Origin of the sequence: Yinghuangia sp. YIM S09857 (assembly GCF_051388915.1) — a bacterium.
Classification (GTDB): domain Bacteria; phylum Actinomycetota; class Actinomycetes; order Streptomycetales; family Streptomycetaceae; genus Yinghuangia.
On record NZ_JBPKBH010000006.1, the window covers coordinates 476,657 to 490,102 of the forward strand.

Genomic DNA, 13,446 nt, shown 5'->3' on the forward strand with positions numbered 1-13,446 from the left:
TTGTGGTTCAGACCAATCACAAATGTCTAGACCAATGTGGGCCGGGTTGCGTCGAAGAGGGATCGTCCCAGGTCAGAGGTGTTGTATCGCCCCCGCGAGGACGTCCAGGGCGCGCGACACATCCGCGTCCGTGAGGTCAGCCCGGGCCGCGAGGCGCAGCCGCGAGACGCCGTCCGGTACCGAGGGCGGCCGGAAGCAGCCGACGCGCACGCCGGCCTCCGCGCACCGCACCGAGGCCGCGTACGCCCGGTCCGGCGCGCCGATCAGCACGGACGCCACGGCTCCCGCGGGATCGGTCGCGTTCAGCCCCAGTGCGCGGGCGCCGTCGGCGAGCTGACGGGCCCGTGTGCGGACGTCCTCGGCGAGCGACGGGCGCTCGCGCAGTATGCGCAGGCTCTCCAGCGCGGCCGCGACGCTGACCGGCGCGAGGCCGGTGTCGAAGATGAAGCTGCGGGCGGTGTCGACAAGGTGGTCGACCACGCGCCGCGGCCCGACCACGGCGCCGCCCTGCGAGCCCATGGCCTTGGACAGCGTCACCGTTTGCAGGACGTCGTCCGCGCCCGCGAGCCCCGCGGCGTGCACCGCGCCGCGCCCGCCCGCGCCCACCACGCCCAGGCCGTGCGCCTCGTCGACGAGCAGCACCGCGCCGTACCGCCGCACGACGGCCGCGAGCTCGGCGAGCGGGGCCAGATCGCCGTCGACCGAGAACACCGCGTCGACCACCACCAACGCGCGTTCCTCCGTGCGGTTGGCCAGAGCCTCGGCGACGGCGTCGACATCGCAGTGCGGCGTGATCGCGACGCGGGCCCGGGACAGGCGGCACGCGTCGACGATCGAGGCGTGGTTGACCGCGTCCGAGACCACCAGGTCGCCGCGTCCCGCGAGGGCCGTGATCGCGCCGAGGTTGGCGAGGTATCCGGACGAGAAGACGAGCGCCGCCCCGCACTCCAGGTGCGCGGCCAACTCCGCCTCCAGCGCGGCGTGCAGCTCGGTGGAGCCGGTGACCAGGCGCGAACCGGTCGACCCCGCACCCCACTCCCGCACGGCCGCGGCGGCCGCCTCCAACACGCGCGGATCCCGCGCGAGGCCGAGGTAGTCGTTGCCGGCGAGGTCGAGGACGCCGGGCTCCTCCGCGGCCCTCGGGCGCAGGCCCCGGCGCAGACCGGCCGCGACCCGCTCCTTCTCGCGGATGTCCAGCCAGTCCAGCGGATGTCCGCCGGACGGCACGGCGGGGTGGTTCTCGGACACATCGACCTCCGAACGGCGATCCCGGCCCGGCAGGGACCGGGGAACCCCGTCGGGGGCGACCGGGGCTCTCGAAGAGCTTCTCACCCCACCCCGTTCCCCCCTCCCGACCCGCCCCCACCCTGTGGAAAACCCACCCCTGTGGAAAACCCCACCCGCAAGCGAGCGAGGCCTCTACCCGGGCATGGCCACCACGGCGTGCTCGTGTCCCCGGGAACCGCCGAATCGCGCCCGCCCGCACTCCGCATGCCCGCCGCGCCCCGGCCGCCCCCGGCCGGAACCTCCCGCACCCCCGGCGCCCCGGCCGCATCCCCGGCTCGTCGGCGGCCCGGCCGCATCCCCAGCCCGCCAGCGCCTCGGCCGCCCCCGGCCCCGTCGGCGCCCCCGGCCGCCTCCGGCCGGACCCCCCGCGCCCGTCGGCACCCCGGCCACCCTCGCCCCGAACCCACCGCGGACGTCCGTCCCGCAGCCCGTTGCGGCGCTCCTTCCACTGCTCCACTCACCGACCCGCCGTCGGCAAACCCCCGCTCGGGGTTACTCTCTCGCTGTGCGCTCCATGAACAACCTTGTCCGCAACTACGGGGACCTCCAGGCGGCCGATCTGGAATGGCTGCATCTGCTGGTCTCCGAGTGGCAACTGCTCGCGGACCTGTCGTTTGCCGATCTGGTGCTCTGGGTGCCGACCAGTGACGGGCGTTATGTCGCGGTCGCCCAGATGCGTCCGAACACCGGCGCGACGTCCCATCAGGACGACCTGGTGGGCGACTTCGTGGTGCGCGGCGACCGTCCGATGCTCGACGCGGCCTACGACGAAGGCCGCATCGTGCGCGAAGGCGACCCCGAGTGGCGCGACGACGTACCCGTGCGCGTCGAGGCCATTCCGGTACGCCGGGACGGCCGCGTGATCGGCGTCATCGCGCGCAACACCAACCTGCTCACCGCCCGCACCCCGAGCCGGCTCGAACTCACCTACCTCCAGAGCGCCGCCGACCTCGCGCAGATGATCGCGTCCGGCTTCTTCCCGTACAAGGGCGAGCAGGTCGACATGGACGCCTCGCCCCGCGTCGGCGACGGCCTCATCCGCCTCGACTCCGAGGGCTTCGTCCAGTACGCCAGCCCCAACGCGCTGTCCGCGTACCACCGCCTCGGCCTGACCAGCGACCTCGTCGGCTGCCACCTCGGCCGCACCACCGCCGAACTCGCCCCGTCCGAAGGCCCCGTCGACGAGTCCATCTCCGCCGTCGCGAGCGGCTGGGCGCCGCGCGAGACCGAGGTCGAGACCAACGCGGCGGTGGTGCAGGTACGCGCCATCCCGCTCAAACCCCGCGGCGCCCGCATCGGCGCGATCGTGCTGTTGCGCGACGTGACCGAACTGCGGCGCCGCGAGCGCGAGCTGATCACCAAGGACGCCACCATCCGGGAGATCCACCACCGGGTGAAGAACAACCTCCAGACCGTCGCCGCACTGCTCCGGCTCCAGGCCAGGCGAATGGATTCTCCACAGGCCCGAGCAGCACTGGAGGAGGCGGTCCGGCGGGTCGGTTCGATCGCGATCGTGCACGAGACGTTGTCCCAAACGCTGGACGAGCGGGTCGACTTCGACGAGATCGCGGACCGCGTGCTCAGCATGGTCACCGAGGTAGCGGCCTCGGCCCCGCGGGTGCGCACCGCACGGCACGGCAGTTTCGGCGTGCTGGTCGCCGAGACCGCGACCCCGCTGGCGATGGTGCTCACCGAGTTGTTGCAGAACGCCCTGGAGCACGCGTTCGACACGCACTCCGGCAGCCTGGAGATCACCGCGACACGTTCCGGTGAACGCCTGGTGATCACGGTCGCTGACGACGGGGCGGGCCTGCCACCGGACTTCGACCCGCAGGTGTCCGGCAATCTCGGCCTGCAAATCGTCCGCACGCTGGTCGGCAGCGAGTTGGGCGGACGCTTCGACATGGGCGCGGGGGAGTCCGGCGGGACCGTGGTCACCCTCGACTTCCCGGTCCGCCGCAAGACCCGCGGCTGACCGCCCCCGACGCGGAAACGGCAACACCCCGGTTGCGGTCTTTCGACCGACCGGGGCGTTGCCGAAGTTCTGTTGGTGCCGTGGAGATCCGGAAGCAGGGGATCAGGCAGAGGCGCGTGCGCGGTTGCGCGCGGCACGGCGCTTGAGCGCGCGGCGCTCGTCTTCGCTCATTCCACCCCAGACGCCCGCGTCCTGACCGGACTCAAGGGCCCACTGGAGGCACGCTTCCATTTCGGGGCAGCGACGGCACACGGCCTTCGCCTCCTCGATTTGCAGCAGCGCCGGACCGGTGTTACCGATCGGGAAGAACAGCTCCGGGTCTTCGTCACGGCAGGCGGCACGGTGGCGCCAGTCCATGCGGTCCAACTCCTCGTAAGCGGGCGGGGCTTGTGGCCTCGCCTAGTGACGGCTTGTGAATGTGAACGCTTTCACGAATCCTCCAACAACGTAAGGGCCGACAAAGTCGGTCCCCAGGTTTGGTGGTGGAGTCGGGCGGAGAGGATTGGCCTTTGGGGCTTGTCCGGCCCGCCACGTAGAGCCTGACAAACCTCAGCCGTAGACACAACCCCTCTGACGAAGGATTTTTTGAATCGTCGGTGTCGGGTAGGTCACACCCCTACTTCTAAGGGGTGAACGGGATTCTACGTTCGACTGAAAGGCGTAGAGGCCCTTCTACTCACACAATCACACGCAGTGCCCGCGGGACGCCCCGAAAGGTCACACTGCGATGTTCCCCCAGGTGGTCTCCGTCCACCTGAAGCGACACAGCCTCCTCAGTCCCAAGAGTGAACGTCGCGCAGTCGTGCAGCGACACCACGTGACGTCCGTGCGGTGCTTTTCCCGACGTGCCCAGCATGCGGCTGAGGTGCCGCAAAGTGGGCAGAGTGGACATCCTGGTCAGACCAAAAAAATCGAGGTCCAGGTCGAACGACGCGTCCGGACACGCGCTCACGGGACGACCGCCCAGATAAGTCCACGGATTCGTGTTCTGGACTATGCCGAGGCACAGTCCCTCCACCGGATCCTGACCCGGTGCCTCCAGTGTGAGGGGACCGGACCGCCTCGTGCCACCGCTTCGGTAAAACCTGCGCAGAGCGGATCGCACATAGAGGCCCGGCGTGGACTTGCTGCCCTCCGCCCGACGGTCCTCGACCCGTGCGACGACGTCGGCGTCGAAGCCGAGGCCCGCGCAGAAGAGGAACCACCGCTCGTCGGCCATGCCGAGCCCGACCTGGCGTGAGCGGCCCGACCGCAACGCGTCGAGCAGGGCTCCCGTCGCCTCGACCGGATCGTTCGGCAGGCCGAGCGCGCGGGCGAAGACGTTGGTGCTGCCGCCGGGGACGACCGCCACCGCCGGCAGTCCGGGGGACGGGCCGTCGGCGAGTATGCCGTTGGCGACCTCGTTCACGGTGCCGTCGCCGCCGAGGGCTATCACCAGGTCGACGCCCTCTTCCGCGGCGGCCTTGGCCAGCTCCGTGGCGTGCCCGCGGTGGGACGTGGTGGCCACGTCGAGCTTGAGGTCACTCGCGAGTGCGTGCGCAAGAACGTCCCGGGTCCGTTCGCTTGTGGTCGTGGCCTTGGGGTTCACGACAAGAAGGGCACGCATGTACGACAGGGTAGCCCCGCCGGCGCGAGGGCGGCCGGGCGGCCGCGCACCGCCGGGACCAGCCGCGTTCCCTCGTGAACCGGGCCCCGGTTTACCCTCATGGGGTGATGACTGACGCCGCTCCCGCGCCCGGCGCGTTCGGGCCCCTCCGGTCTTTGCCCGTGAGCTTCCGGGTCGCGACCGGGATCGTCGCGGTGGAGACCGCGATCGGTCTCGGCTTCGCCCTCTACATACTCATTGCGAGCGTGTTCGGCGAGCCGGTGGACAAGGACAAGGGCATCAGCGAGGGCGTGTACCTGCTGCTGCTCGGCCTCGGCATGCTCGCGACCACGATCGGAATGGTCCGCGGAAGGCGCTGGAGCCGGTCGCCCGCGATCACCATCAACCTCGTCGTGCTCGGCATCGGGTACTGGATGGTCACCGGCAGCGGGCGCACCGCGTTCGGCGTGCTGATCCTCGCCGCGGGCCTCGGGGCCATCGGGATCCTGGTCCGGCCGAGCCTCTACCAGGCGCTGGAGCGCCTGCACGAGGAGCGGGCCGAGCGGGCGCGCGAGGACTGACCGGGCGGCGGCACGACACGACCCGCGAGGGTCGCCAGGCAATGCGAAGGGCCCGGAGGAGCAGTCCCCTCCGGGCCCTTCGCATTGTGGATGGTGTGCGCGCCGCGCTCCGCCCGCGCCGAAGCTCCCCGCCCGCCTACTCCTCGACGAGCAGGCGCTCGCGCAACTGCGCCAGCGTGCGCGCCAGCAGCCGGGAGACGTGCATCTGCGAGATGCCGACCTCCTGCGCGATCTGCGACTGCGTCATGTTCCCGAAGAACCGGAGCAGCAGGATGCGCTTCTCGCGCGGCGGAAGCTGTTCGAGCAGCGGTTTCAGCGACTCGCGGTACTCCACGCCTTCGAGTGCCTCGTCCTCCGACCCGAGCGTGTCCGCGACCGCCGGCGACTCGTCGTCGGTGTCGGGGACGTCGAGCGACAGCGTGCTGTACGCGTTCGCCGACTCCAGGCCCTCCAGCACCTCTTCCTCGGAGATGCCGAGCTGCACCGCCAGTTCGCCGACGGTCGGCGAGCGCCCGTTGCGCTGCGACAGCTCGGCGGTCGCGGCGGTCAGGGCGAGCCGCAGCTCCTGGAGGCGGCGCGGCACCCGGACCGCCCAGCCCTTGTCGCGGAAGTGCCGCTTGATCTCGCCGACGATGGTCGGCGTCGCGTAGGTGGAGAACTCCACGCCCCGGTCCGGGTCGAACCGGTCCACCGACTTGATCAGGCCGATGGTGGCGACCTGCACCAGGTCGTCGAGCGGCTCGCCGCGGTTGCGGAAGCGCCGGGCCAGGTGCTCGACCAGTGGCAGGTGCATCTCGACCAGCCGGTCGCGGATCAGCCGCCGGTCGGGGTCGTCCGCGGGCAGCTTCGCCAACTGGGCGAACATGCCCTTCGCGAGCTCCCGATCGTGGTGCGAGTGGCTCGATCCGGCCTGGCGGCGCCGACCGGGCACCGTGGCCTCGGGAGTGTCCTCGTGCGGGGTGGCGGTCTCGTCCGCCGTCACGCTCGTGTCGCTGACCATGTCCTCGGCCTCCCGGGGCCCGTCCTCCGGGGGGTCCTCGCCCCGGCGGTCACTCGCGTGCTCGGTGCTCACGGCGCCCCCGGCCCGCCACCGCGCTTCTTGTGGAGGCTGATGCTCACGACGTCGTTCTCGTCCACGGTCGCGTCGACCTCGCCCGCGAGGGCGGACAGCACGGTCCACGCGAAGGTGTCGCGCGCGGGGGTGTGGCCGTCGGTGGTCGGTGCGGACACCGTGATCTGGAGGGCGTCGCCGACGAGATGGAAGACGCAGGACAGCACGCTTCCCGGCACCGCCTGGCCGAGGAGCATCGCGCACGCCTCGTCCACGGCGATACGGAGATCCTCGATCTCGTCCAGGGTGAAGTCGAGACGCGCGGCAAGGCCGGCCGTCGCGGTACGAAGAACCGAGAGGTACGCCCCCGCGGCGGGCAACCGGACCTCGACGAAGTCCTGCTGGCCGGCGCCGGCTTCGTCCGCCGTGTGTGCGGATCGCTGGGACACCCTCACCTCCAAGGTGCTGCGTAGGTGGCCACGGCTGTGACCACGACCGATGACGGGGACCCCGTTGACGCTACCGCGCGGACCCCCGACCCGTCTCCGCCACCACTCTTCCAGGGAGCTCGGTCGTGCTCTCCGCTGGCGTCCCGTCTCGACCCCGCAGGCCCATCGTCGCACCGGCCACGCGTACGACAGTACGTCACCGCATGTGATTTGGCGAGTACACAGTGTACCTGGTTCTCGGGAGCCTGCACGGTGGATGGCGCGAACGGGCGAAAGCCCCCCACACGAGAGAAACCAGTCAAGGGCTGTCCATGTCAAGCGTGTTGACTCGATAGAGGGATTCCCACGCGTTGGTCGGCCTCGCGAGAGCCGCGAAACACGGCCGCACCCGGCCCTCGGCGACGGCGCGAAAGCGCGGTCGCGGGAGCCGGGTGCGGTCGTCGTCGGCCCCACGGCGCACCGCGCGCAAGCGCGCCGCGCCGGAGGCCGCCGGAAGTCCGACGGTGCGTCAGGCCTTCTTGGTCTCCCAGAAGATCGAGTCGATCTGGGCGATCAGGTCCAGCAGCTGCTGCCCGGTGGCGGGGTCGTTGGAACCCTTGGTGCCGCCCGCGCCCGCCGCCTTGATGGCGTCGTTGAACAGCGTGTGCAGGTTGGGGTACTTCTCGAAGTGCGGAGCCTTGAAGTAGTCGCTCCACAGCACCGACAGGTGGTGCTTGACGAGCTCGGAGCGCTGCTCCTTGATCTCGATCGCCCGAGCGCGGAACGCCGGGTCCTCGTTCCCCTGGTACTTCTCCTGGATGGCCTTGACCGACTCGGCCTCGATACGGGCCTGCGCCGGGTCGTAGACACCGCAGGGGAGGTCGCAGTGCGCCTCGGCGTTCACCGTACGCGCGAACAGACGAGAGAACATGAGAGTCCTTTCTGTGATCGTCTTCCCACGGGGGACCCTACTCCCGGAGGGGCCGGTTTTCCCGGCCACCCCGGTTGCCGGGAGGGCGTGTTCGGATGAACTCGGATGATCGGTGTCCCGGGGCGTCCCGGGGCGGAGCACGGCGAACCGGTACGGAGAAGCACATGGCGGACATCGCACGGGCGGCCAGGCATCGGTTTCCCTGGGGCACGGTCAACGTGAGCGGCGGGTCGATGCTGCCCAATCTCGCCGACGGGGACCGCGTGTTGGTGCGCCACGGCGCGCGCGTCCGACCGGGTGACGTCGTCCTGGCGGTACGTCCCGACCGCCCCGAGGCCGCCATGGTCAAGCGCGTTCGCGAACGCCGCCACGGCGGCTGGTGGCTGCTCGGCGACAATCCACACCGCAGTACCGACAGCCGGGATTTCGGGCCGGTGCCCGACGAGTTGGTGATGGCCCGGGCCATCGCGGTACGCCGCAAGACGTGGCCGTGGCTGCGCAGGATCGGCAGCGACAACCCGTTCGAGTCATGACGCGGCGTCAGTCCGCGGCGCGCGCCTTGCGGCGGGCCCGGAACTGCGCCACGTTCGCGCGCGTCGAGCAGCGGTCCGAGCAGTAGCGCCGCGACCGGTTGGCCGAGGCGTCCACGAACACGTTGCGGCACGGCGGCGCCTCGCACACCCCAAGGCGGTCCACCCCGAGCGACGTCATCCGCACCGCGAGCCCCATGCCCGCCACCGCCGCGAACGACTCGGCCGCGCCCGACTGGTCGTCGGCGAGGTGAATGTGCCACGGCTTCCCGTCGTGCCCCGTCACGCGCGGGTGCACGGGGTATTCGGCCAGTAGCCCGTTGAGCGTCGCGACCGCGTCCTCGTGCCGCCCGGCGGCCGCGTCGGCGAACACCGCCCGCAGACGAGCCCGGACCGACCGCAGCCGCGGTACGTCCGACTCCGTCACGCGCGAGGGCGCCCGCCCCACGGCGTCCAACAGCATCGCGATGTCCGCTGTGGTCCGCAGGTCGTCGGTGCCCCGGCCGGGCGCCTCGGTGTTGACCAGCCGGACCGCGTAGTCGGCGTACGCGGCGAGTTCCACGGCGGTGCGCCTTCCGGCAGGGGGTCCGCCCGGTAGGCGGACAGCTGGTCGGGGGGCCGCCCGTGCCCCGGGCCCGCGGGGACCCGCGCAAACGCGGATTTTCGCGGCGCCGGGTGTGGCGGCGGTTACACCCACCCTACTGTCCGTGGCAGTACCTTTGGCGGCCAGGGCGGTGCGCGTGCACCCACGGCCAATCCCGCCTTCAGGGCAGCGCCATCGCCCCGGCGTACCGCCGCTCGGGGGTTGTGGAAAGCTTGTGTCACGGGTGACCCCCGTACCCTCGTCGGATTGCGTGCGCGGACAGCAGCGCCGGTCTCGGCGAGGCAGGCAGCATCCAGCCGTGCTCGATGTACGACCACCCCCGGGCGTCTACCCCTGGTCGTGGTGTACGTCGCTTGTGGAGCTGCACCACTTACTCACTGCGTTGACAAAGGGGTCACTGTGGCAGCGGAGATCATCCCGACCGAGAGCACCACACCGGACGACGTCGATCCGGCATTCGCCCTGCACCGGGGCGGCAAACTGGAGATCCGCTCGACCGTTCCGGTCCGCGACAAGGACGACCTGTCCCTTGCGTACACCCCGGGCGTCGCCCGCGTGTGCACCGCGATCGCCGAGAACCCCGATCTGGTGAACGACTACACCTGGGTCTCGAACACCGTCGCGGTCGTCACCGACGGCACCGCCGTCCTGGGCCTGGGCGACATCGGCCCGAAGGCGTCGCTCCCGGTCATGGAGGGCAAGGCACTGCTCTTCAAGCAGTTCGGCGGTGTGGACGCGGTCCCGATCGCGCTCGACTGCACCGACGTGGACGACATCGTCGAGACGGTCGTGCGCCTCGCCCCGTCGTTCGGCGGCATCAACCTGGAGGACATCTCCGCGCCGCGCTGCTTCGAGGTGGAGCGCCGCCTCCAGGAGCGCCTGGACATCCCGGTCTTCCACGACGACCAGCACGGCACCGCGATCGTCGCGCTCGCCGCGCTGCGCAACGCCGCCACCGTCACCGGCCGCGAGCTGAAGGACCTGCGCGCGGTCATCTCCGGCGCGGGCGCGGCCGGCATCGCGATCGCCAAGATCCTCATCGAGGCCGGCATCGGCGACATCCAGGTGGTCGACTCGCGCGGCATCGTGCACGAGGGCCGCGACGACCTGACGCCGATCAAGCGCCTGATCGCCGAGCTGACCAACAAGGCCAAGCTCAAGGGCGGCATCGAGGTCGCGATGCAGGGCGCCGACGTGTTCCTCGGCGTCTCGGCCGGCAAGGTCCCCGAGGAGGTCGTGGCGACCATGGCGCCGAACGCCCTCATCTTCGCGATGGCCAACCCGGACCCGGAGATCATGCCGGAGGTCGCGCGCAAGTACGCCGCGGTCGTGGCGACCGGGCGCAGCGACTACCCGAACCAGATCAACAACGTCCTGGCCTTCCCGGGTGTCTTCGCCGGCGCGCTGTCGGTCCGTGCGACACGCGTCACCGAGGGCATGAAGGTCGCCGCGGCCGAAGCCCTCGCGGCCGTCGTCGCCGACGAGCTCTCCGCCGACAAGGTGATCCCGAGCCCGTTCGACGAGCGCGTCGCGCCCGCGGTGACCCTCGCGGTCGCCGAGGCCGCGCGCCGTGACGGCGTCGCGCGCATCTGACGCTCCGCCCGTACGCCCGCCCCCGCACCGCGCGGGTGGCAGTACGTCCCCCGCTCCTGGCGGTCCAGGCGACGCAACGGGCATGGCCCAAAGCCTCGGCGCCCGGGCCCGGGGCCGCCCCCGCGCCGCGCCCCGCCCCACATCCACGCCCTGCCCCGCCCCACGCCCCACACCTCGTCTCGATAGGGTCGCAGCCATGTTCGCCGTGAGCGCCGTACGCATCAGCCCCGACGACCCGCTGTCCGGTCTGGAACTCGGGGAGCGCCCCGAGCCCGGCACCGAGTCGGCGCTGCCGCCCGGCTGGACGACCGTCACCGTCAAGGCCGCCTCGCTCAACCACCACGACCTGTGGACCCTCAAGGGCGTCGGCATCACGGACAAGCAGCTCCCGATGGTGCTGGGCTGCGACGCCGCCGGTGTCGACGAGGACGGCAACGAGGTCGTCGTCCACTCGGTGATCGGCGGCCTGGGCACCGACGAGCCGCGCTCGATCCTGACCGAGAAGTACGACGGCACCTTCGCGCAGAAGGTCGCCGTGCCGCGCTGGAACCTGCTGCCCAAGCCGAAGGAGCTGTCCTTCGAGGAGGCGAGCTGCCTGCCGACGGCCTGGCTCACCGCGTACCGCATGCTGTTCACCAACTCCGGTGTGCGGCCCGGCGGCACCGTCCTGGTGCAGGGCGCGGGCGGCGGCGTCGCCACCGCGCTGGTGGTGCTGGGCAGGGCGGCCGGCTACCGGATGTGGGTCACCAGCCGCGACGCCGCCAAGGGCGAACGGGCCGTGGCCCTGGGCGCGGACCGCGCGTTCGCGTCCGGCGAGCGCCTGCCGGAGCGCGTGGACGCGGTGATGGAGACCGTCGGCGCGGCCACCTGGAGCCATTCCGTGCGCAGCCTCAAGGCCGGCGGCAGCCTGGTCATCTCGGGCGCCACCAGTGGCTCCGACCCGTCCCGCGGCGAGCTGACCCGGATCTTCTTCCAGGAGATGCGCGTCGTCGGCTCGACCATGGGCGACAAGGACGAACTGGCCGGGCTGCTCGGCCTCTGCGCCAACTCCGGCGTGCGGCCCGTGATCGACACCGTGCTGCCGCTCGACCGGGCGCGCGAGGGTTTCGCCCGCATGGCGGACGGCGAGCAGTTCGGCAAGATCGTCTTCACTGTCTGAACGCGTCCGAGCGTGCTCGAAGTGTGTCCGGGCGCGTCCGAGGGCGGCGTCCGAGCGCGGCGGCAGCACCAGGTGCGCTTACCCTGTCGTCGGCGGACCCGCCCGCCCGGGTCCGACCCGGCGGCGGGCGGGCAGTACGGAAGGACTCTGGATGGAACTGGGCCGACGCCGCTTCCTGGCCCTCGGGGCGGGCACCGGCCTCGCGGTCGCGGCGGGCGGCACGCTGACCGGCTGCGGCAGCGACGCACCCAAACTGCGGTCCGGCGGCACCCTCGTGGTCGCGCTGCCCGAGTACCCCGCGCTGCTCAACCCGGCCCAGGGCGTCTCGGAGGAGGCGCGCTGGATCGCCGACGCGGTCGTCGAACCCCTGTACCGCTACCGCGAGGACACCACCCTCGAACCGGTGCTCGCGGCCGCCGACCCGCAGATCTCGCCGGACGGCCTGGTGTGGACCGTCCGCCTGCGGCAAGGCGTCGTGTACGCGAACGGCGCGCCCTTCACGGCCGAGAGCGTCGCCGCGTGCCTGCGCCGCGTGTCCGCGCGCGAGACGGCCGCGGAGTGGGCGCCCTATCTGGCCGGGCGCATCACGGCCGCCACCGCGGTCGACCCGGCGACCGTACGCATAGAGCTGCCGCGCCCGTACGGCATCCTCCGCCAGTTCCTCGCCTGCCTGCCGATCCCGCACGAGTCTTCGCTCGCCGAACCGCAGACGCTCGTCGGCACCGGGCCGTTCCAGGCCGAGGCGGTCACCCCCGGGCGGTCCGTACGCCTGGTCCGCAACGCCCGCTACCGCGGTCCCAAGGCGCCGTTGGACGCCCTGGAGTTCCGCGTCGCCGCGACCCCCGCGGCCCGCATCGCCGAGCTGAAGGCCCAGCGCGTCGGCATCGACCCGCGCCTGGCCGCCGACCAACTCAAGCCGCTGCAAAAGCTGAAGGACATGCAGGCGCACGCGGTGTCGGCGCCGCTCGACCTGGTGACCGCCTTCAACATGCGCCGTGCGCCGTTCGACGACATCGCGGTACGCCGCGCGCTCGCCGCGGCGACCCCCCGCAAGCTGGTGCGCGACCAGGACTTCAAGGCGTTCGCGGTGCTGGGGCAGGGCCCGATCGGCCCGGCGACCGAGGGCTGGGACCCGACGTACACGCCCTATCCGGAGGCCGTGGACGCGGACCGGGTACGCGTGCTGCTTGGTGAGTCGGGCGGCACGGGCCCGGTGGACTTCACCGTGCTGCTGCGCGTGGGCGACGCGCTGCTCAAGCCCGCCGAGACCATGGCCAAGCAGTGGGGGCAGTTCGGGCTGCGCGCGAAGGTCGAGGAGGTCCCCCCCGACGTGTGGCGGCGGCGGCGCGGCGCAGGGGAGTTCGACCTCGCCATGTCGCTGCGCAGGCCCGCGTACGCGGTCGGCCGCACCGCTTACGACGTGCTCGCCCCGGCCGCGTCCGACCACCCGGACAACACCGGCTACCGCAACCCGGAGATCGACCGGCTGCTCGCCGAGGCGTGGTCGGTCGGCGAGGCGACGCGCCGCGCGAAGCTGTGCGCGCTCGCGAACGAGATCCTGGTGCGCGACGCGGTCATGGTGCCGCCGGTGTACCCGCGTTTCCTGACCGGGCAGGCGCGTTCGGTGGAGTCGATCGACGAGAAGCAGATGGCGCTCGGCAGACTCGAACTCGCCGGGCTGCACCGGCGTTCCTGACCGCCGACCGGGGTGTCGCACGCCGG

13 protein-coding genes are annotated in these 13,446 nt (G+C 71.7%); 6 read left to right on the top strand and 7 right to left on the bottom strand.

What is annotated here, in order from left to right:
• Positions 1 to 72 precede the first annotated feature (72 nt).
• The gene (locus ACRX5S_RS16030) at positions 73 to 1,248 is read right to left on the bottom strand and encodes an 8-amino-7-oxononanoate synthase (RefSeq protein WP_436773583.1); all 1,176 of its coding nucleotides are present in this window, start codon (positions 1,246 to 1,248) and stop codon (positions 73 to 75) included.
• Between the two features lie 553 nt (positions 1,249 to 1,801).
• Between ACRX5S_RS16030 and ACRX5S_RS16035 the strand changes: the two genes are divergently transcribed.
• A complete protein-coding gene (locus tag ACRX5S_RS16035; protein WP_436773584.1) occupies positions 1,802 to 3,262 on the top strand; it encodes a sensor histidine kinase in 1,461 nt (486 codons plus the stop codon).
• A gap of 102 nt (positions 3,263 to 3,364) precedes the next feature.
• Here the strand turns inward: ACRX5S_RS16035 and ACRX5S_RS16040 are convergent, their stop codons facing one another.
• Positions 3,365 to 3,619 carry a WhiB family transcriptional regulator gene (locus ACRX5S_RS16040; protein ID WP_231778498.1) on the bottom strand — a complete coding sequence of 85 codons (255 nt, stop codon included), beginning with the start codon at positions 3,617 to 3,619 and terminating at the stop codon, positions 3,365 to 3,367.
• Positions 3,620 to 3,938: 319 nt separating this feature from the next.
• A complete protein-coding gene (locus ACRX5S_RS16045; RefSeq protein ID WP_436773585.1) occupies positions 3,939 to 4,868 on the bottom strand; it encodes a diacylglycerol/lipid kinase family protein in 930 nt (309 codons plus the stop codon).
• Between the two features lie 161 nt (positions 4,869 to 5,029).
• On the opposite strand from ACRX5S_RS16045, the gene ACRX5S_RS16050 reads away from it, so the two are divergent.
• Positions 5,030 to 5,428: a hypothetical protein gene (locus tag ACRX5S_RS16050; RefSeq protein ID WP_436773586.1), complete on the top strand. Its 399-nt coding sequence runs from the start codon at positions 5,030 to 5,032 to the stop codon at positions 5,426 to 5,428.
• Between the two features lie 136 nt (positions 5,429 to 5,564).
• Here ACRX5S_RS16050 and ACRX5S_RS16055 read toward each other — a convergent pair whose 3' ends face one another.
• The 3 genes from ACRX5S_RS16055 to sodN all read right to left on the bottom strand — a co-directional run bounded on the left by ACRX5S_RS16055 (position 5,565) and on the right by sodN (position 7,838).
• On the bottom strand, positions 5,565 to 6,500 hold the full coding sequence (locus ACRX5S_RS16055; RefSeq protein WP_436773587.1) for an RNA polymerase sigma factor SigF: 936 nt from the start codon (positions 6,498 to 6,500) through the stop codon (positions 5,565 to 5,567).
• Positions 6,497 to 6,940: an anti-sigma regulatory factor gene (locus tag ACRX5S_RS16060; RefSeq protein WP_425528006.1), complete on the bottom strand. Its 444-nt coding sequence runs from the start codon at positions 6,938 to 6,940 to the stop codon at positions 6,497 to 6,499. Before ACRX5S_RS16060 ends, ACRX5S_RS16055 begins: the two co-directional genes overlap by 4 nt.
• A gap of 496 nt (positions 6,941 to 7,436) precedes the next feature.
• The gene (sodN, locus tag ACRX5S_RS16065) at positions 7,437 to 7,838 is read right to left on the bottom strand and encodes a superoxide dismutase, Ni (protein WP_436773588.1); all 402 of its coding nucleotides are present in this window, start codon (positions 7,836 to 7,838) and stop codon (positions 7,437 to 7,439) included.
• A gap of 164 nt (positions 7,839 to 8,002) precedes the next feature.
• Between sodN and sodX the strand changes: the two genes are divergently transcribed.
• Positions 8,003 to 8,371: a nickel-type superoxide dismutase maturation protease gene (gene sodX / locus ACRX5S_RS16070; protein ID WP_436773589.1), complete on the top strand. Its 369-nt coding sequence runs from the start codon at positions 8,003 to 8,005 to the stop codon at positions 8,369 to 8,371.
• A 7-nt stretch (positions 8,372 to 8,378) separates the two neighbouring features.
• Here the strand turns inward: sodX and ACRX5S_RS16075 are convergent, their stop codons facing one another.
• Entirely contained in the window at positions 8,379 to 8,930 is a 552-nt protein-coding gene (locus ACRX5S_RS16075) for a CGNR zinc finger domain-containing protein (protein ID WP_436773590.1), read from the bottom strand.
• A 441-nt stretch (positions 8,931 to 9,371) separates the two neighbouring features.
• Here ACRX5S_RS16075 and ACRX5S_RS16080 point away from each other — a divergent pair, with 441 nt between their 5' ends.
• The 3 genes from ACRX5S_RS16080 (at position 9,372) to ACRX5S_RS16090 (ending at position 13,420) form a co-directional block, all read left to right on the top strand.
• A complete protein-coding gene (locus ACRX5S_RS16080) occupies positions 9,372 to 10,565 on the top strand; it encodes an NAD(P)-dependent malic enzyme (protein WP_436773591.1) in 1,194 nt (397 codons plus the stop codon).
• Positions 10,566 to 10,761: 196 nt separating this feature from the next.
• Positions 10,762 to 11,724, top strand: coding sequence for a zinc-binding dehydrogenase (locus ACRX5S_RS16085; RefSeq protein WP_436773592.1), 963 nt, complete (start codon positions 10,762 to 10,764; stop codon positions 11,722 to 11,724).
• A 151-nt stretch (positions 11,725 to 11,875) separates the two neighbouring features.
• On the top strand, positions 11,876 to 13,420 hold the full coding sequence (locus ACRX5S_RS16090) for an ABC transporter substrate-binding protein (protein ID WP_436773593.1): 1,545 nt from the start codon (positions 11,876 to 11,878) through the stop codon (positions 13,418 to 13,420).
• The last annotated feature ends 26 nt before the right edge of the window (positions 13,421 to 13,446 follow it).